Source organism: Hymenobacter cheonanensis, from assembly GCF_030581075.1.
Lineage (GTDB): Bacteria > Bacteroidota > Bacteroidia > Cytophagales > Hymenobacteraceae > Hymenobacter.
The window spans coordinates 278,297-295,913 of the sequence record NZ_JAUQSW010000006.1 but is presented as its reverse complement, the minus strand read 5'-3'; the positions used below and the strand labels follow the sequence as shown (position 1 = coordinate 295,913).

The following is a 17,617-nucleotide window of genomic DNA, read 5'->3' as shown; positions in this document are numbered from 1 at the left end:
AGTTGGGAGCTACGGGTTAAAGTTGGTTTTAGCAGCTTTATAACTTCTGATTTTTAACTCACAAGTACCCTAGTAGCCTTCTTCCTTGCTCGGAAACTCGCGGCTCTTCACGTCGGCCACGTAGTGCTGCACGGCCTCGGTCATAATGTCGTGCAGCTCGGCGTAGCGGCGCAGAAAGCGCGGCTTAAACTCCTTGGTAATGCCTAGCACATCGTGCACCACCAGCACCTGGCCGTCTACATCGGGCCCGGCGCCGATGCCGATAACCGGAATGGTCAGCTCCTCGGCTACGCGCTTGGCCAGGGCGGCGGGTATTTTTTCGAGTACCAGGCCGAAGCAGCCGATTTCCTGCAGCAGGTGGGCGTCCTCAATCAGCTTGTTGGCCTCGGCTTCTTCCTTGGCCCGCACGTTGTACGTGCCAAACTTATAGATGCTTTGCGGCGTGAGGCCGAGGTGGCCCATCACCGGAATGCCGGCCGTGAGGATGCGGATAATGCTGTCCTTAATCTCGGCGCCGCCTTCGAGCTTAAGGCCGTGGCCGCCGCTCTCCTTCATAATGCGCACCGCCGATTGCAGGGCCACCGACGAGTTGCCCTGGTACGAGCCGAAGGGCATATCCACCACCACGAAGGCGCGCTTCACGGCGCGCACCACGCTCTGGGCGTGGTAAATCATTTGGTCGAGGGTGATGGGCAGCGTAGTTTCGTGGCCCGCCATCACGTTGGAAGCCGAGTCGCCCACCAGTAGCACGTCCACCCCGGCGCCGTCCAGAATCTGGGCCATCGAGAAGTCGTAGGCCGTGAGCATGGAAATTTTTTCGCCCCGCTGCTTCATGGCCAGCATCTGGTGGGTGGTTACGAGCTTAACTTCTTTGTGCTGCGACATGGGGCCGGGAAAGGGGTTTGGGGGCGCAAAGCTGGCGACAATTTTGGAAATACCCGCCGGGCGGGAACGTCCGGCCTTGAATCGGCGTAGTAAAAAGGAGCAACAATTTGCTGCAAGCGCTTGTTGCTCTGTTCACTGTATTCTCCTACATGAAAGCACTGACCTTCTGGCTGACAGGCCTGACGTTGCTGGCCGCCCCCGTATCGGCCCAAACCACCGCCACGCTGCACGGCCACCTGGCTAATACCGGCACCGAAAAATTGCTGCTGAGCTGGTGGAGCCAGCCGCTAGCCACCCACGAGCAGCAGCGCGCCGTGCACGTGGAGCCCAACGGCGACTTCAGCGTGGCCGTGCCTATTACGCGGCCCACGCTGGTGCAGCTGAGCTACGGCGACGAGGAGATGCCCATTTTCCTGGAGCCCGGCAACAGCCTGGACCTGCGCGGCGATGCCGCCGACCTGGCCGCTACCGGCAGGTTTGACCCGGGCAATGGGGCTGCCAACCGGCCGGCCGCCGCGGCCAACAATTACTTGCAGGAGCTGAGCCGGAAGTTTGCCAACAACGATGATTATCAGGTACTGCCGGATAATATCAAGATGGGCGAAAAAGGCTTCCTGGATTTTCTGGAGTACCGGCGCGACCACGAGAGCGCACTGCTGAAGCAGGCCAGCCGCCACGGCAACTTCACGCCTGCTTTCCAGGCCTACGCCGCCGCCGACATCACCTACACCTACGCCGAGGACCGCCTGACCTACGCCGACCTGCGCGAGCAAACCGTGGCCGGCCAGCCGCGCCTCGAGCTGTCGCCCGATTACTATAGCTTTCTGCAAACGCCGGGCCTGCTGCCCGGCAACGAGCAGGCCGTCACCAGCTCGCACTACCAGGACTTTTTGCTGGATTACGTGCACTACCAGGCGCGCACCACCGGCCACCAGCCCACCGCCCCCGATTATTACCCGACGTGCTACCAGCTGGCCGACCAGCTGTTGCGCGGCGAGGCGCGCCCCGTGGTGCTAGGCCGCCTTGTGCTCGAAACCATTCGGCAGGGCCACGTGGCCCACGCCCAGGCTATGCTTAGCAGCTACGCGGCCACGGCCCAGGCCCCGCCCGGCTGGGTAGCGCAGCTGCGCACCGATTTGGCCGATAATCAGTCGTTTGCCATTGGCAGCGCGGCTCCGCCGGTGGCGTTGCGCTCGGCCGATGGCCGCAGCCTCTCGCTCGCCGACCTGCGCGGCAAGCTGGTGTACCTCATGTTCTGGGACAGCCGCTTTCCGGCCAGCCAGCGCGAGCTGCCCTACTTAAAGGAAGTAACGGCCAGCCTGGCGGGGCAGCCCATCGTTATCGTAATGGCGGCCCTCGACGAGTCGCTCACCAACTGGCAGCAAACCGTGGCCGATGCCCGCCCGCTGCCGTCGGTGGTGCAGGCCTACGTGCCCCCAGGGCAGAAAGAAGCCGTGCGCCAGGCCTATAGCATCGAGCGCCTGCCTGGCGCCGTTGTCATTGCCGAAGATGGCACCCTGCTCGACCTGCACCCGCGCACGCTCAGCAGCCGCGCCCTGCAAGACGACCTGAAGGCCGCAGTGGGCCGCGCCGCCGCCTACCGCGCCGTGGCGCTGAACAAGCTGTAAGCCGGGTGCGCACCGCGCAAGGCTTCGTTTGAAACCACCCATAAAAAAGCCCGGCCTGCTGCCAGCAGGCCGGGCTTTTTGCTATCTCAAGGAAAAGTAAAATTTTGGTCTACTGCCGGGGCACGCGCAGCGTTTCGCCCACGCGCAGCGTCGGGTTCGGGCGCTCATTGTGGGCTAGCAGGTCGGCCACGGTGCAGCCGTAGCGCCGCGAAATACTGAAAAAGGTATCGCCGGTAGCCACCGTATACAGGCCCGGCGTGGCCGCAGAGGCGACCACTGGCGCGGGCTCGGCAGCGGTGGGGCTGAGGTAGAGCAGCTGGCCGGCCCGCAGGGGCGCGGCGGGCGGCAGGCCGTTCCAGGCGGCTAGCTCGGCGGGGCGCACGCCCACGCGCCGGGCCAGCGCATACAGCGTTTCGCCGGGGGCCACCGCATAGGGGCGGCTGCTGTCGGGCGGGTGCGGCGCCGGGGCAGTGTACACCACCGGCCGCACGGCCACCGGCGCCAGCACCGCCGGCCGGTCGGGGGCGGCCGGGCTAGCCGCCACCACGGCCGGGCGCGGGGTGGGCAGGGGCTGCACGGGCGGGCCGGGTACCTCCGTAGGCAAGTCGTTGATGGAGGCCAGCTCGTCGCTGTCGTCGTCGCGGCTAGGGGGCGCTACCGGGGCGGGGGCCGGAGTGGGCGCCGGCGCCGGCGCCGGTGGCCGAGCGGCCGCCACCGGGCGCGACCCGGGCACCGGCTGGTACTCGGCCGCCATGGTGCGCGGGCGAATGTGGCTGAGCCACAGCACCAGGCCCGGCCGAATGGCCTCGTCGTTGGGCAGGTGGTTGAAGGTGCGCAGGGCGTGGCGCAGCACGCCGTAGCGCTGGGCCACCGTGGCCAGGCGCTGGCCGGGGGCCACTACGTGATAGTCCTCCTCGGCCGATTCCTTTTTGCGCTGAAAAAAGTAGGGCTCGCCGGGTTGCAGGGCCTCGCCGGCCTCCATCTCGTTTACTTTCAGGAAAAAGCCCAGGCTAGCCCCGCCGCGCTGGGCCAGGGCGGCGGCCGTTTCGCCCGGGCGGGCCAGCAGGGCCTTTATGCCATTGATGCGCAAGTAGGTAGGAGCGGGCAATGCGGCGGCCGGCAGCGTGGGGGCCGGGCCAGCGGCCACGGGCGGCGCGCTGGCCAGGGGCACGAGCAGGGTGTAGGCGTGGCCATCCTGGGGCACGGCGCGGGCCAGCAGCCAGGGGTTGAGCTGGGCCAGGGCGGCGGGCTCGGTAGCGAGGGCGGTGGCCTGCTGGGCCAGGGTTTGGCCGGGGGCGGCGGGCACCTCGCGCCAGGGCACAAACGGCACCACGTGCTGCGCGCACGCCGGCTCGAAGGCCACCTTCTGGGCAATGAAATCGAGCAGGTACTGGTTGGTTTCGCCCGTGAAAACCATGCTGGTGGCATCGGCGTCGGTGGGGCGGGTGTAGGGGCGCACGCCGCTCAGGCCGGTGTTGTAGCTGAGCAGGGCATTGGCCCAGTTGTGCAGCGTGGCATTGTGGCGCGTAAGGTAGCGGGCGGCGGCGCGGGTACTGGCCGTGAGGTGGCGGCGCTCGTCGATGCTGCCGTTCACCGTCAGGCCCAGGCTCAGGGCCGTTTCGCGCTTGAACTGCCAGTAGCCCACGGCGCCGTGCACGCTCTCGGCATTGCCCTGCAGGGCGCTTTCCTGCAGCACGAGGTAGCGGAAATCGGTGGGCACACCTTCTTCGGCCAGCACCTGGTCGATGAGCGGAAACGCGGCTTCGGCCAGCGCCACCCGCGCCTCAAACGAGCCGGTGTGGCGGCACAGGCTGTTTACTTTTTCCTGCACTAGCTGCCGGGCCTCGTCGTCGAGGGTCAGGTGCAGCCCCACCAAATCGAGGCTGGCGGGCACGGTGGGCGGGGCTACGGCCAGCGCCGGGCGGCTGGCCAGCCCCAGCAGCAAAGCCGGGAAAAGTTTCTTCATAACAAGATGCCAGTCAACGTGCCCCGCCGCCTACGGTTGGCAAGTTAGTTGAAAAACACGAAGGAAGGATAGTGCGAATCAGGCTATGAGAATGTCATGCTGCCGGTTTTAAACTGACAAATAGCCTGTGATGGCGAGGAAAACCGACAAAGCAACCGCACCTGAACGACACCAGCGTGGCTCGTCCTTGGGCGATTGCTTCTTCGGCTCTCCTGGCCATGACAAGCTGTTTGTTAGCTCAAACTGCTCCTGAGGCCCTAGCCGCCGGGCGGGCCGCCGAAGCCACCCGGCCCGCCACCGGGGGGCGGCCCGCCGCCGGGCGGGCCGTCGAAGCCGCCGCGCCCGCGCCGGCCGCCCGGCCCTTCGGGGGCGGTGGGCAGGGTCGTCATGTTGGCCGAGCGGATGTTGTAGGTGAACATCAGCATAAAATACTGCTGCAACACGGTGGTTTGCACATCTTCGTAGTAAGCCACCGTTACGTTGCGCTGAATGGCGCGGTTCTGCTTTAGGATGTCGAAGGCGTAGAGCTTGATTTCGCCGCGCTGGCCCGGAAACAGCTTCTTGCCGAGGCTGGCATTCCAGAGCACGTAGTTCTGGTTGTAGGCGGCGCTCAGGCCGCGGTAGAGCTGGTGGGTTACGTCGGTTTGGAACGAGATACCCGGGCCCACTATCCAGCTCAGCTTCAGGCGGGTAAGCTGGTTGAAATACGTATTGTCGAGCTGGCGGCGCAGCGTGTTGCGCACGTAGCTCTGGGTCGAGGCCGAGGAGAGCGTGAAGTCGAGCTTCTCGCTCACGTTGCTGCTCAGGGTGAGGGCGCCGGTGAGGGCCGGCGTGCGGGCGTAGTTGAGCAGGTTGTTCACCAGGCCCGGGGTTTGGCTGAAGCTAGCCCCCAGCGTCGCGTTGATGTTCGATTTGATGACCTTCAGCGGCCGGCCGTAGTTGGCCTGGGCGCGCAGGCTGTACTGCTGCTGTAAGTTAGTTGATTGCGTGAGCTGGCCGCCGGCCGGCAGGCGCACCGCCTGGCCGGTGTTCGGGCCGGTGGGCACGGTCACGGTGGTGTCGCGCGCGGCCACGATGGTACTGTTCGAAATCGGGTTTTGGGTGTAGCTGCCCGAGAGCAGGGCAAAGAAATTGCTGTTCTTATCGGCCCGGGCGCCCGAGTAGCGGGCCACCAGGTTGTGGGCGTACTCCTGGCGCAGCGTAGGGTTGCCCACGGTCAGCTGCAAGGGGTTGGAGTTGTTGACCACGGCCTGCAACTGGTTGAGGCTAGGGGCGTTGGTGTTGGTGCGGTAAAACAGGCGCAGGTTGTGCGAGCGGTCGGGCCGCCACATCAGGTTGGCCTGGGGCAGCACGCTCCAAAACGTGTAGTCGATGGCCCCGGCGGGCAGCGGAAACTCCTGGTTGCCCTGCAGGCGCGCCACTTGGGCGTTGGCGCCCACCGACAGCTGCACCTTGCGGTTGTTGTAGCGGTAGCTGAGGCCGCCGCCCTGGGTGAGGTAGTAGTTCGAGAACACGTTGCTCAGCGACTGGTTCAGCAGGTCGTACTGCTGGGTGCGGTCGTCGAAATCGTAGGTGCGCTTGTCCGAGTTGTTGGGCGCGTAGCTCAGCGCGTAGTTGCCCTGCAGCTGGGCGTGCTGGCCCACCGGCTCGGTATAGGCCAGGTTGCCGGCCACCGTGCCGCCGTGCTGGGTCAGCAGCGACTGCTGGTTGAGGTTGGTGTTGGTGCTGCCGATGTTGGTGGTATTCAGCACCGAATTGCCGGTGCGGCCCGTGTACGAGCCGTTGACGCTGAGCGAGAGCGTGCGGCCGGCGCGGCGGCCCAGCTTGCGGCGCAGCAAGATGTCGCCGGCCGGGTTAAGAGCTTGGTTATCGCTCTGGTACAGCGTATTAATCTGGCTCTGCGTGATGTTCTCGCGCGAGGTGAGGCCTAGCAGCCGGCGGTTGGCGTCGTTTTGCTGCCACGAAATGCGGGGCCGAAACAGCACCGACGTCATGGAGTCGATTTTCTGGTCGAGCCGAAAATTAGCGCGGTGGTTGGTATTGGTGCTGCCCGAAAACGAGGTTTCGTTATACAGCGCGCCCGTCACAAACTGGCGGTTGGTGGTGCTGTTCAGCGTGTTATCCGAGTGGTTGAAGAAGTAGCTGCCCGTCAGCTCGGTTTTCTTGTTCCAGGTATTGGAGTAGTTGAGGCCCGCCGCCGTGGTCTTGCTGATGCCGCCGCTCTGGCTCACCAGAAAGTCGCCCGCGTTTGAGCCCGAGCCGCCGCCCCCACCACCACCGCCTCCACCGCCGCCGCGCGCGCCGCCGGGCGCCGAGTTGCCGATTACGCCTAGCAGGTCGTCGGTGCCGAAGTTCTGCTCGTTCACGTTGTTGCTCTGGCCCAGCACCGTTACGCGCCGGTCGCCGTGAAAGTCGTTAAGGTTCAGGCTGGCCCGGTAGCGGCCGTCGCGGGTATCGGTGGGCGAGTTGCCGGCCCCGGCGCCCACCACGGCCCGCCCAAACTGCCCGTTCCGAAACGAGGGCTTGGTGATGATGTTCAGCGTTTTCTGGGTGTTGCCGTCGTTGAAGCCCGAGAAGCGGCTCTGCTCGCTCTGCTGGTCAAAAATCTCGACCCGGTCGATGGCCTCGGCCGGCAGGTTTTTGAGCACCGCGTCGGGGTCGGTGCCGAAGAAAGGCTTGCCATCTACGAGCACCTGCTGCACCTGCTCGCCCTGGGCCTGGGTTTTGCCGCTGGCATCAACCGAGATGCCCGGCATCTTGGTGATGAGGTCGCCAGCCGTGGCATCGGGGTTGGTTTTAAAGGCTTTCGCATTCAGGCTGGTGGTGTCGCCGCGCTGCACGGCCTGCACCTCCTGGCCGGTTACTACCACGGTTTTGAGGGCGATGCCGCCCGTGGCCAGCGCCACGGTGCCCAGCGCGATGGGCGCGCCGCCGGCCGGCACGGTCAGGGCCTGGCGCTGCTCCTGGTAGCCGATGTAGGAGGCCGAAAACAGGTAGCGGCCCGGCGCCACGCCCGTTATCTCAAAGCTGCCGTCGGCGCCCACGGCCGTGCCGGTGCGCACCGAGTCGGGCAGGTGAATGAGCACGGCATTGGCCCCGATGAGCGGGCTCTGGTCTTTGCCATCCAGCACCCGGCCGCGCACAATGCTTTGGGCCGAGGCGCTGAAAGCCAGGAGCCAGGCTAGCCCGGCAAAGAGTAAAAAACGCATAGGGCAGGCGGTGTTTGAGATTCGTGGATAGTTTTTTGTTGTTCGGCAGCTTTGAATTGTGCTTACGAAAAACGAGAAGCACACACTAAAAAACGCCTTACACTTTGCGCAGCAGCAGCAGCCCATCGCGCACGGGCAGCAGCAGCGGCACCACGCGCGGGTCGTGGCGCACGTGTTCGTTGAAGGCGCGCACGGCTCTTGTATCGTGGTCGTTGGCTTTGAGGGGATAACCCGGCAACGCCTTGCCGCCCCACAGCACATTGTCCACAACCAGCAAGCCGCCGGCCCGCACCTGGTTGACTACTAGCTCAAAGTACTGGCCATTGTGCAACTTGTCGGCGTCAATAAAGACTAAGTCCCACACTTCGCCGACCAAGCCGGCCAAAACATCGCGCGCGTCGCCGATGTGCAGGCGCACGCGCCCGGCCAGCCCGGCCGCCGCCACGTAGCGCCGGATGCGGCTTTCGCGCTCGGGGTTGATTTCGATGGTGTGCAGCTGGCCGCCCGCCGCTAGCCCCTCGGCCAGGCTCAGGGTGGCGTAGCCGGTGAAGGTGCCGATTTCCAGAATGCGGCTAGGCTTAACGAGGTGCGAAAGCAAGCTCAGCAGGCGGCCCTGCCAGTGGCCGGTGGCCATGCGCGGCATCAGCAGCTGCAAGTGCGTTTCGCGCCAGAGCTGGTGCAGCAGCGGCGGCTCGGGCTCGGTGTGCTGGTTGGCGTAGGCCTGAATGTCGTTGTCGGTCATGGATTTAGGTTAAGGGGCTAGCCACGGCTCCAGCCGGAAGCGGTACACGCGGTAGCCCGAGCGGCCGGGTGCGTACGTGTGGGCTACTACGCGCCACAGCCCTTCGTAGCGAAACTGCCAGGCCGCCGGAGCGCTGTCGATGCGCCGGTACACGCGCACGGGCCGGCCGGTTTCCTGGCTGCGGGCCAGCGCCCGGTTGCGGTGGTTGAAGTCCTGGTCGGCTACCTGGCGGCCGGTCTGGCCGTCGCGCCCGCCGTGGCCGGCATACCAGAAATAGTCATCGTGAATCTCATCATCCTCGTACTGGTCGGCCAGAATGATGCTTTCGGCGCCGTGGGCCACGGTGGCGCACACGCCCGCGCGTGGTGGCCGGTGCTGGCCGCGCAAAGACAAGTCGAGGCGCGAGGCAAATAAGTCGCCCGGCCGGGCCGAGCCAACGTGGCCGAAAGTGGGAAGCGGCATGGCGGCGCTAGGGTAGCTCGCCGGCCTGCGGCTCGTAAAAGTGCGTGCGGTGGTAGGCCAGAAACTCGGGCGCCACCGGGTGCTGGCGATGCTGCCGCAGCTGCCCGGCTAGCCCCAGCAGGGTGCCATCCTCCGCCACGCCGAAGCTGCCCAGGTCGAACAGCACGTGGTGATTGGGGCAGAGACACAGTACGTTGGCTAGCACATCGGGCCCGTGGTGCGGAGCCCCTAGCGGCCGAATGTGCGCGGCTTCGGCATACGGGCCGGCGGGGCTAGCCAGCCGCTCGCCACACACCTGGCAGTGGTAATCGTGCAGCAGCTTCACCTGGCGCGTGATGGCGGTATCGCGCACCAGGCGCAGCGTGGTAGCTAGCCGGCGCGGCGCGGGGCCGTAGGCGGACGTGGGCTCTTGGGCTGCAAAAAGGTCGGGCGCGGCGGTTGCGGGCTCAGCCTCCCATTCGGCTAGCTCTTCGAGCCGGAAGCGCCACACGCGGTGGCCCGACTTGCCGGTTTCGGCCCAGTAGCGCGCGATGCGGTAGAGGCCGGCGTAGCGGTAAAAGCTGCGGCCAGCCTCCAGCACCTTGCGCGTCACGCGCACGGGCAAGCCCGTGAGCACGTTGCGGGCCAGCTCGCGGTTGGCGCCGGTTAGGGTCTGGTCGGCCACCTGCTGCTGGCTTTCGGCGCTGCGCCCGCCCCGGCCGGTATAAATGATGACCGGGCCCAGGTCCTCGTCGTCTTCGTAACCACCCGAGAGCACAATGCTTTCGGCGCCCTCACCTTGCCGCGCGCTGATGCCAGCCTGGGTTTGGCGGTGCACGCCGGCACTCCACAGCTCCAGGCGGTTGGCAAACTCGTGGCCGGGCGCAATGCCCTGCACCGGGCCGAAGACGGACGCTGACTTGGCCATGCTGCGCGCTACTTTTCTTCCGGCACGTACTGCAAAATGCTGAGGTTATCCTCGGCCAGCACCTCGTTGGCTAGCTCGCGCAGCTGGCTAGCCGTCACGTTTTCAATGCGGGTAAAAATCTCGGGCAGCGGCTCCACGCGGCCCAGGTCGAGGGTGCTTTTGCCCAGCAGCTGCATCAGGCCCGAGTTGCTTTCCTCGCTCATGGCGAGCTGGCCCATGAGCTGGTTTTTGGCTACGTGCAGCTGGCTGGAAGTCAGCTCTTTCTCACGCAGCAGCTTCAATTCCTTCTGCACCAGGCCCAGCGTGCGGTTGAGCTGCCTGGCCTCGGTGCCGAAGTAAATACCGAACAAACCAGTGTCGGTATAGGGCGAGTACGAGCTGTCGATGGTGTACACGAGGCCGTACTTTTCGCGCACGGCCAGGTTGAGGCGCGAGTTCATGCCGGGGCCACCCAGAATGTTGTTGAGCATGAAAAACGGCACCCGGCGCTCGTCGGTGAGCGGGTAGGCGGGGCCGCCCACCAGGCAGTGCGCCTGCGAAATGGGCCGCTTCTCGGTGCGGTCGCGCCGCTCGTAGCCGCTGAAGGGCAGGCGCTCGCGCGGCCCTAGCCGGGCCGGAATAGGCGCCAGAAAGCGGTCGGCCAGCCGCTTCACTTCCTTGAACGGCAGATTGCTGACCGAGCTGAAAATCAGCCGGTCGGTGCGCACATTCTCGTTGTAGAAGGCGTGAAAGTCAGCCGTTTGGAAGCCGCTCACGCTTTCGCGGGTGCCCAGGATGTTGACCCCTAGCGGATGCTCGCCATATATCACGGCGTCGAAGTCGTCGATGATGGCATCCTCGGGCGCATCCTGGTACATGCTCATCTCTTCCAGAATCACGCCGCGCTCTTTCTCCACCTCGCGCTCCGGAAATACGGAGTTGAAGGTCAGGTCGGTAAGCAGCTCAAACGCCCGCTCGAAGTGGGTGCTGAGCAGCGTGGCGTAGAAGCAGATTTTTTCCTTGGTGGTGTAGGCGTTCAGCTCGCCGCCCACGGTTTCGAGGCGGTTGAGGATGTGAAACGACTTGCGCTTGCGGGTGCCCTTGAAGGCCATGTGCTCCCAGAAATGGGCTAGCCCCTGCTGGTGCGCCTGCTCATCGCGCGAGCCGATGTCGAGCAAAAAGCCGCAGTGCGCAATCTTGGTGTGCGGCACCTCCTTGTGCAGCAGGCGGATGCCGTTGGGGTATTCGAACTGGTGGTAATCAGACATTGTAGCTATAAACCGACGAAAGCAACAAAGTTCGCGCCTGGGCGCCGGCTTTTCTCTGCGGCTTATCACAATCGGCTGTCATACTGAGCTTGCGAAGCATTTTATCACAGAGGAGCGACTCGCTCAAACCTGATAAGATGCTTCGCAAGCTCAGCATGACAGCCGATTGTGAAATAGGAAAAGCAGCTTACATGACCAGCTTCTCGGCCCGAAACAGGTCGTCGGCCGCCTGCAGCAGCTTGTTGCGCAGCTGGGGGTTGTAGTTCGGGTGGGCGGCCAGAAACGCCCGCACCGTGCGCGCCGCCGTGGCCGACTGGTAGTAGCCCAGCGTGCCTTGCAGCCAGCCGGCCGGGAAGAAAATATCGCCCGTCTGCTGAATTTCCTGGAGCAAATCGAGGCTGGCGGGCAGGTATTTTTCGGAGGTAGCCTGGCGCAGCGGGTGGTGCAGGTAGCCCAGGGCGGTTTGCACCCAGGCTTCTTTTTCGCGGTTTTTCTCGTCCTTGAGCGAGGCAAAAAACTGGTCGCGCACGGCCACCTCGGGCGAGAGCGCGGGCATCAGAAACTCCAGGCGCTGGCGGCGGTCCAGGTTCGGAATGCGGGCTAGCTGCTGGGGCAAAATGGGCTGCGGGGCCGGGTAGTCGCGCACGGCCAGGGCCAGCGCCAGGCTGGTGTAGTCGTCTTCGGTAAGCCTCACCAGGCCCGGCGCATTCTGGGTTTGCCAGATGTGGTAGAGGCGCTTTTGGGCGGCCAGCGTGAGGGCAATGCTTTGGTAGGCTTTGAAATACAGCTTTTGCTCGCCGGGCCGGGGCTGCTTTTGCAGGGCCTGCCAGAGGGCTTTTTCTACCGTTGGGGCGAGCGCGGTGCGCTCGGCGGGCGTCAGAAACTGCCAGTAGATGCGGCCGAGCTGGTCGGTGAGCAGCTTGATGTTGAGGTCGTTGGTTTCGTGCGCGGTCTGGGCCAGGTAGCGGTCGAGCAGCGGGCGCGGGGCTAGCCCCCGGCCGGCCAGCATATTCTCATAAAGCGCAATGTAGGTGCTGGCGCGGGCCACCGGGTCGGCGAGGGCGGCCAGGTGGTCGGCAGCCTGGGGCGCCACCGGAAACACGCCGTAGCCTAGGCCCTGCGCGTTGAGCAGCACGTAGCTAGGGGTGCCCCGGCCGGCGGGCAGCGGCACCGTCACCTCGCGCTGGCTCATGTTGACGGGCACCGGCACCGGCCCGCCCGGGTACACGGCCAGCACCTCAAACTGCTGGGGCCAGAGGCGGTCGGAGCCATCCTCGGCCCGCTGGCGGATAACGAGCTGGCTAGCGGTGGGTTGCAGCTCGTAGTCGAACACCGGGCGGCCGGGCTGGTTCACCCACACCTGGTTCCAGGCGGCGAGGTCGGCGGGCGTGTGGGCATCCAGAATGGCGATGAGGTCGGGCCAGGTGGCGTTGCCGTGGGCGTAGGTTGCGAGGTATTCCTGAATACCGACCCGGAAGGGCTCTTCGCCCATCAGCCGCTCCAGCTGGCGCATCATAATGGGCGCCTTGTGGTAGATGATGTTGCCGTAGAGCGAGCCCGCTTCCTGCAAGTTTTCCAGCGGCTGCCGAATGGGGTTGGCCCCGGCGGTGCGGTCCACGGCGTAGGCGGCGGGGTAGTGGTCGGTCACGAATTTGAGCAGCTGCGCCGGGCCGGCGGCGGCCTCGGGGTTCAGCTTATCGGCCATGAAGTTGGCAAATACCTCCTTCATCCACACATCGTTGAACCACTGCATGGTCACGAGGTCGCCAAACCACATGTGGGCCGTTTCGTGGGCAATGAGGTTCTGGCGGGCCAGCACCTGGTCCTTGGTCGCGCCCTCGTCGAGAAACAGCGTACTGGCCTTGTAATCAATGTTGCCCACGTGCTCCATGCCGCCGTACTGAAAGTCGGGAATGGCCGTGAAGTCAAATTTTTGAAACGGATAAGGAATGCCCGTATACTTCTCCAGGAAAGCCAGCGCCTCGCCGTGCAGCCGAAAAATGGCGGGTATACTGAGGCGGATTTTGGTCGTGTCCGTTTCGCGGTGCAGAAAATTCATGGGCCGGCCATTGACCTGCTGCGTCACCTTCGTAAACTGGCCCGCCGCAAATGAAAACAGGTAGGTGCTGATAGAGTCGGAGGGTAGAAAAGCGTAGCTTCTCGTGCTAGGCACCCGGCCGTCGAGCGTAGGAGGTGAGGCCTCGCGTAGTGGACCATTGGCCACGGCCTGCCAAGCGCCGGGCACGTTGAGCGTCAGCGCAAACGTGGCCTTCAGATTAGGCTGGTCGAACACCGGCACCACCGTGCGGGCGCGGTCAGGCACGAGCAGCGTATAGAGGTAGTCGGCGTTGCGATTGAGTGATAAGTCGCCGGCATCGAGGCTGATTTTCACTTCGTTATCACCAATGCGCAATGTGTTGACGGGCAATACCACATGCTCCTGGCGGTAATCGATGGCAGCGGGTTGGCCGTTGATAGTCAGGCTGTGCAGCTGGCTGGCTAGCCCCTTAAAATCGAGCTGCACCGGGGCGCGGTTGTCGCGCAGCCGGAAGCTGATGGTTTCCTCGGCCCGCACCGGGTCGGCTTTGCGGCCGGGCACGCTTAGGCGCAGGTCGTAGGCCACGCGGCTAATAGTCAGCTTGCGAAACTCGGCCAGCTCGCGGCTCACGCCGGGCACTACGGGCGGCGCGCTCGGGGCGGCAGAGGTAGCGGCCGGCGCAGTGGCCGCGCTAGGGTAGGAGGCGCGCTGGCAGGCGGCGGCCAGCAACAGGCCGCCGAGGGCCCCATATTTACGGTAGTTCACGGGCATAGCAAGCGTGACGAACAACAAACAATTTCCCCAAAACTAAGCCGCTCCCCGCATGGCTGACTCTCTGCCGCTCGTGCGCCTCTACCCGCTCGGCGACGCGGCCGTGGTGCTGGAGCTGGGCCAGGCCATTGCGCCGGCCACGCACCGGCTCCTTCAGGCGCTGGCCCGGCTGCTCGACCAGCACCCGCCGCCCGGCCTGCGCGAGTACGTGCCGGCCTTCACCACCCTCACCGTGTACTACGACCCCTGGCTGCTGAGCCAGGCTAGCGAAGTGCTGCCCTACGAGCAGATGGCGAGCGCGTTACAAGCCCTGCTGCCCGCCGCCCGGGCCGCCGCGGCCGACTACCGGCCTGGCCCGCTGATGGAAATACCCGTGTGCTACGGCGGCGACTTCGGCCCCGACCTGGCCGCCGTGGCCCAGCACACGCAGCTAGCCCCCGCGGCCGTGATTGCCCGCCACGCCCGGCCCGAGTACCTGGTGTACATGGTGGGTTTCGCGCCCGGCTTTCCTTACCTCGGCGGGCTCGATGCCGGGCTGGCCACCCCGCGCCGGGCCACGCCCCGGCCGCTGGTGCCGGCCGGGGCGGTGGGCATTGCGGGCGTGCAAACGGGGGTGTACTCGCTGCCCACGCCGGGCGGCTGGCAGCTCATCGGGCGCACGCCGCTGCGGCTGTTCGACCCTGGCCGGGCCCGGCCCAGCCTGCTGCAAGCCGGCGACAGGCTGCGCTTCGTGCCCATTTCGGCGGCTGATTTTCACTTGCTAGCCCCCGCAAATGGCCATTAGCGTGCGAAAGCCCGGCCTGCTCACCACCGTGCAGGACCTGGGGCGGGCGGGCCACCAAAAAACCGGCGTGGTCGTGGGTGGCGCCCTCGACGCCTGCGCCCTGCGCACCGCCAACCTGCTGGTGGGCAACGCCGAAACGGCGGCCGGCCTTGAAACCACGCTGCGCGGCCCCACACTTTGCTTCGAAACCGATGCCCTGCTCGCCCTCACCGGGGCCGACCTGGCGGCGACTATCGGCGGCCAGCCCGTGCCGTTGGGCCGGCCAGTGGCGGTGCGGGCCGGCACGGTGCTGGCCTTTGGCGCGCCCCGGGCGGCGGGCCGGGCCTGGCTGGCGGTGGCCGGCGGCGTGGCCGTGCCGCTCGTGCTGGGCAGCCGCGCCACCTACCTGCGCGCCGCGCTGGGCGGGCTGGCCGGCCGCGCCCTGCAAGTCGGCGACGAGTTACCAGTAGGCGAGTGGCCAGCCCGCGCGCGGCGATTGTTTGAGCGGTTGAAGCCGGAAGGAACTGCTGGCTGGACGGCCGCCCGGTGGCACGCGGCCCCCGCGCCAGTGGCTCAGCCTGGCGCGCCGCTAAGGGTGCGGGCTTTGCCCGGGCTCGAGTATGCGCAGTTTGCGCCAGCCAGCCAGCAGGCTTTTTGGGAGGAAATTTTCACTGTGAGCACCGAGGCCGACCGCATGGGCGCCCGGCTCAGCGGGCCCGAACTGGCCCGCACTACCAACGCCGAGCTGCTGTCGAGCGCCGTGGCCGCCGGCACGGTGCAGGTGCCGGGCGGCGGCCAGCCCATTGTGCTGCTGGCCGATTGCCAGACCACCGGCGGCTACCCCCGGCTGGCCCAGGTTATCTCGGCCGACCTGGGCCGGCTGGCGCAGGCGCTGCCGGGCACGCGGCTGCGCTTCGAGCCCGTAACGCTGGCCCGGGCGCAGGCGCTGTATCTTGCGCAGGAGCAGTGGCTGCGGGCTTTGGCGCGGGCTGTTCACTTGAAATCATTGTTACTATGACCCCTGCTGCTACCGTCGATTTGAACTGCGACATGGGCGAAAGCTTCGGCGCCTGGACCCTGGGCCAGGACGCCGAGCTGATGCCCCTTATTACTTCGGCCAACGTGGCCTGCGGCTTTCACGCCGGCGACCCTGGCGTGATGCGCCAAACTGTGCGCCGCGCCCTGGCGCACAATGTGGCCATCGGCGCCCACCCCGGCCTGCCCGATTTGGTGGGCTTTGGCCGCCGCAACCTGGATATTTCGGCCGAGGAGGCGTTTGATATGACGGTGTACCAGCTAGGGGCCCTGGCCGCCGTGGTGCGCGCCGAGGGCGGCCAGCTGCACCACCTCAAGCCCCACGGCGCGCTCTATAACATGGCCGCCACCAACGCGGCCCTGGCCGAAGCCATTGCCGAGGCCATTTACAAAGTGCAGCCCGAGCTGATGCTCTACGGCCTGGCCGGCTCGGAGCTGACCAAGGCCGGCGAGAAAATCGGCCTGCGCACGGCCCACGAGGTGTTTGCCGACCGCACCTACCAAAGCAACGGCATCCTCACGCCGCGCCGCCAGCCCGATGCCCTCATCACCAGCGCCGACGTGGCCATTGCCCAGGTGCTGCGCATGGTGCAGGGCGGCTGGGTGCGCACCCAGCAGGGCCCCGAAGTGGCCATTCGGGCCGATACGGTGTGCCTGCACGGCGACGGCGCCCACGCCCTGGAGTTTGCCCGGCAGCTGCGCACGGCGCTGGCCGGGGCCGGCGTGGTGGTGCAGGCCCCGGCCAGCGCCAGCCCCGCCCCAGCCCCCAGCGGCCGATGAAGGGCAAACTGCGCACCTGGGGCGGGGCTAGCCTGGGCGCCGCCTTCCTGATGGCCAACTCGTCCATCGGCCCCGGTTTTCTGACCCAGACGGCCAAGTTCACGCAGGAGCTGTTTACCAGCTTCGGCTTCGTCATCCTCGTGTCGGTGCTGCTCGATGTGGGCGCGCAGCTCAACACCTGGCGCATCCTCACGGTGAGCGAGCTGCGCGCCCAGGACCTGGCCAACCGGCTGCTGCCGGGGCTAGGCTACTTCCTGGCGGGCATGGTTATTTTGGGCGGCTTCGCCTTTAATATTGGCAATATTGCTGGCTGCGGGCTGGGGCTGAACGTACTCACGGGCATCACCTACGAGCAGGGCGCCATGCTGAGCTGCGCGGTGGCCTTGCTGCTGTTTTGGGTGCGCGAAGTGGGCAAAATGCTCGACGGCTTCACCAAAATTCTGGGCACGGTCAAGATTTTACTCACCCTGGGCATTGCCTTCAGCGCGCACCCGCCGCTGCTGCAAGCGCTGCACCACACGCTGCTGCCGGCCAAGGTGAGCGCGGCGGCCATCGTTACCATCGTGGGCGGCACGGTGGGCGGCTACATCACGTTTTCGGGGGCGCACCGCCTGCTCGATGCGGGTATAAAAGGTATTGATAATCAAAAAGTAGTAACGCGCAGTGCCGTCAGCGGCATTGTCATTTCTACCGTTATGCGGTTTGTGCTGTTCCTGGCCATTGTGGGCGTGCTGAGCCACGGCGCCACCCTGGCGGCCGACAACCCGGCGGCCAGCGTGTTCCGGTCGGCGGCGGGCGAGGTGGGTTTCCGCGTGTTCGGCGTTGTGCTGTGGAGCGCGGCCATCTCGTCGGTGGTGGGCGCGGCCTACACGTCGGTGTCGTTTTTCAAGACGTTTCACCCGGTGTTTGCGCGCTACGAGCGGGCCTGCATCTCGGTCTTTATCATCTTGTCTACCACCATTTTCGTGCTTGTTGGCAAGCCCACGCAGCTGCTCATCTTTGCCGGGGCCGTCAATGGGCTGATACTGCCCATTGCCCTGGCCATCGTGCTGGTGGCCGCCACCAGCCGCCGCCTCATGGGCACCTACCGCCACCCGCGCTGGATGCTGGCTGCCGGCTGGGTCGTTGTAGTCGCGATGGGCAGCCTTAGCGTACTGGCCTTGTGGGAGCAGCTTATGGCTTGA

13 protein-coding genes are annotated in these 17,617 nt (G+C 65.8%); 5 read left to right on the top strand and 8 right to left on the bottom strand.

Going from position 1 to position 17,617, the window contains the following annotated elements:
- Positions 1-69: 69 nt before the first annotated feature.
- The gene (gene panB / locus Q5H89_RS13795) at positions 70-885 is read right to left on the bottom strand and encodes a 3-methyl-2-oxobutanoate hydroxymethyltransferase (RefSeq protein ID WP_305019910.1); all 816 of its coding nucleotides are present in this window, start codon (positions 883-885) and stop codon (positions 70-72) included.
- A gap of 149 nt (positions 886-1,034) precedes the next feature.
- On the opposite strand from panB, the gene Q5H89_RS13790 reads away from it, so the two are divergent.
- On the top strand, positions 1,035-2,513 hold the full coding sequence (locus tag Q5H89_RS13790; RefSeq protein ID WP_305019909.1) for a TlpA family protein disulfide reductase: 1,479 nt from the start codon (positions 1,035-1,037) through the stop codon (positions 2,511-2,513).
- 109 nt (positions 2,514-2,622) lie between these two features.
- Here Q5H89_RS13790 and Q5H89_RS13785 read toward each other — a convergent pair whose 3' ends face one another.
- From Q5H89_RS13785 to Q5H89_RS13755, 7 genes are all read right to left on the bottom strand, one after another.
- The gene (locus Q5H89_RS13785; RefSeq protein WP_305019908.1) at positions 2,623-4,479 is read right to left on the bottom strand and encodes a LysM peptidoglycan-binding domain-containing protein; all 1,857 of its coding nucleotides are present in this window, start codon (positions 4,477-4,479) and stop codon (positions 2,623-2,625) included.
- 257 nt (positions 4,480-4,736) lie between these two features.
- Positions 4,737-7,688: a TonB-dependent receptor gene (locus tag Q5H89_RS13780; RefSeq protein WP_305019907.1), complete on the bottom strand. Its 2,952-nt coding sequence runs from the start codon at positions 7,686-7,688 to the stop codon at positions 4,737-4,739.
- A gap of 97 nt (positions 7,689-7,785) precedes the next feature.
- The gene (locus Q5H89_RS13775) at positions 7,786-8,430 is read right to left on the bottom strand and encodes an O-methyltransferase (RefSeq protein WP_305019906.1); all 645 of its coding nucleotides are present in this window, start codon (positions 8,428-8,430) and stop codon (positions 7,786-7,788) included.
- Positions 8,431-8,439: 9 nt separating this feature from the next.
- A complete protein-coding gene (locus Q5H89_RS13770) occupies positions 8,440-8,892 on the bottom strand; it encodes a YDG/SRA domain-containing protein (protein ID WP_305019905.1) in 453 nt (150 codons plus the stop codon).
- 7 nt (positions 8,893-8,899) lie between these two features.
- Positions 8,900-9,799 carry a YDG/SRA domain-containing protein gene (locus Q5H89_RS13765; RefSeq protein ID WP_305019904.1) on the bottom strand — a complete coding sequence of 300 codons (900 nt, stop codon included), beginning with the start codon at positions 9,797-9,799 and terminating at the stop codon, positions 8,900-8,902.
- An 8-nt stretch (positions 9,800-9,807) separates the two neighbouring features.
- Positions 9,808-11,046, bottom strand: a complete 1,239-nt coding sequence (locus Q5H89_RS13760; RefSeq protein ID WP_305019903.1) for a M16 family metallopeptidase — start codon at positions 11,044-11,046, stop codon at positions 9,808-9,810.
- Positions 11,047-11,233: 187 nt separating this feature from the next.
- Positions 11,234-13,849, bottom strand: coding sequence for a M1 family aminopeptidase (locus Q5H89_RS13755; protein ID WP_305019902.1), 2,616 nt, complete (start codon positions 13,847-13,849; stop codon positions 11,234-11,236).
- A 58-nt stretch (positions 13,850-13,907) separates the two neighbouring features.
- Here Q5H89_RS13755 and pxpB point away from each other — a divergent pair, with 58 nt between their 5' ends.
- Genes pxpB through Q5H89_RS13735 form a run of 4 tightly spaced genes read left to right on the top strand, consistent with a single transcriptional unit; the run spans position 13,908 to position 17,617 of the window.
- Complete coding sequence (gene pxpB / locus Q5H89_RS13750) at positions 13,908-14,639, top strand: 5-oxoprolinase subunit PxpB (protein ID WP_305019901.1); 732 nt, start codon at positions 13,908-13,910, stop codon at positions 14,637-14,639.
- Positions 14,629-15,636 carry a 5-oxoprolinase subunit C family protein gene (locus Q5H89_RS13745; RefSeq protein ID WP_305019900.1) on the top strand — a complete coding sequence of 336 codons (1,008 nt, stop codon included), beginning with the start codon at positions 14,629-14,631 and terminating at the stop codon, positions 15,634-15,636. Before pxpB ends, Q5H89_RS13745 begins: the two co-directional genes overlap by 11 nt.
- Positions 15,633-16,433, top strand: coding sequence for a LamB/YcsF family protein (locus Q5H89_RS13740; protein WP_305019899.1), 801 nt, complete (start codon positions 15,633-15,635; stop codon positions 16,431-16,433). Before Q5H89_RS13745 ends, Q5H89_RS13740 begins: the two co-directional genes overlap by 4 nt.
- Complete coding sequence (locus tag Q5H89_RS13735) at positions 16,430-17,617, top strand: NRAMP family divalent metal transporter (RefSeq protein ID WP_305019898.1); 1,188 nt, start codon at positions 16,430-16,432, stop codon at positions 17,615-17,617. Before Q5H89_RS13740 ends, Q5H89_RS13735 begins: the two co-directional genes overlap by 4 nt.

What these genes read in the sequence shown, in the direction of transcription:
- panB (WP_305019910.1), bottom strand. Translation starts at nt 885, where the DNA reads ATGTCGCAGCACAAAGAAGTTAAGCTCGTAACCACCCACCAGATGCTG.
- Q5H89_RS13790 (WP_305019909.1), top strand. Translation starts at nt 1,035, where the DNA reads ATGAAAGCACTGACCTTCTGGCTGACAGGCCTGACGTTGCTGGCCGCC.
- Q5H89_RS13785 (WP_305019908.1), bottom strand. Translation starts at nt 4,479, where the DNA reads ATGAAGAAACTTTTCCCGGCTTTGCTGCTGGGGCTGGCCAGCCGCCCG.
- Q5H89_RS13780 (WP_305019907.1), bottom strand. Translation starts at nt 7,688, where the DNA reads ATGCGTTTTTTACTCTTTGCCGGGCTAGCCTGGCTCCTGGCTTTCAGC.
- Q5H89_RS13775 (WP_305019906.1), bottom strand. Translation starts at nt 8,430, where the DNA reads ATGACCGACAACGACATTCAGGCCTACGCCAACCAGCACACCGAGCCC.
- Q5H89_RS13770 (WP_305019905.1), bottom strand. Translation starts at nt 8,892, where the DNA reads ATGCCGCTTCCCACTTTCGGCCACGTTGGCTCGGCCCGGCCGGGCGAC.
- Q5H89_RS13765 (WP_305019904.1), bottom strand. Translation starts at nt 9,799, where the DNA reads ATGGCCAAGTCAGCGTCCGTCTTCGGCCCGGTGCAGGGCATTGCGCCC.
- Q5H89_RS13760 (WP_305019903.1), bottom strand. Translation starts at nt 11,046, where the DNA reads ATGTCTGATTACCACCAGTTCGAATACCCCAACGGCATCCGCCTGCTG.
- pxpB (WP_305019901.1), top strand. Translation starts at nt 13,908, where the DNA reads ATGGCTGACTCTCTGCCGCTCGTGCGCCTCTACCCGCTCGGCGACGCG.
- Q5H89_RS13745 (WP_305019900.1), top strand. Translation starts at nt 14,629, where the DNA reads ATGGCCATTAGCGTGCGAAAGCCCGGCCTGCTCACCACCGTGCAGGAC.
- Q5H89_RS13740 (WP_305019899.1), top strand. Translation starts at nt 15,633, where the DNA reads ATGACCCCTGCTGCTACCGTCGATTTGAACTGCGACATGGGCGAAAGC.
- Q5H89_RS13735 (WP_305019898.1), top strand. Translation starts at nt 16,430, where the DNA reads ATGAAGGGCAAACTGCGCACCTGGGGCGGGGCTAGCCTGGGCGCCGCC.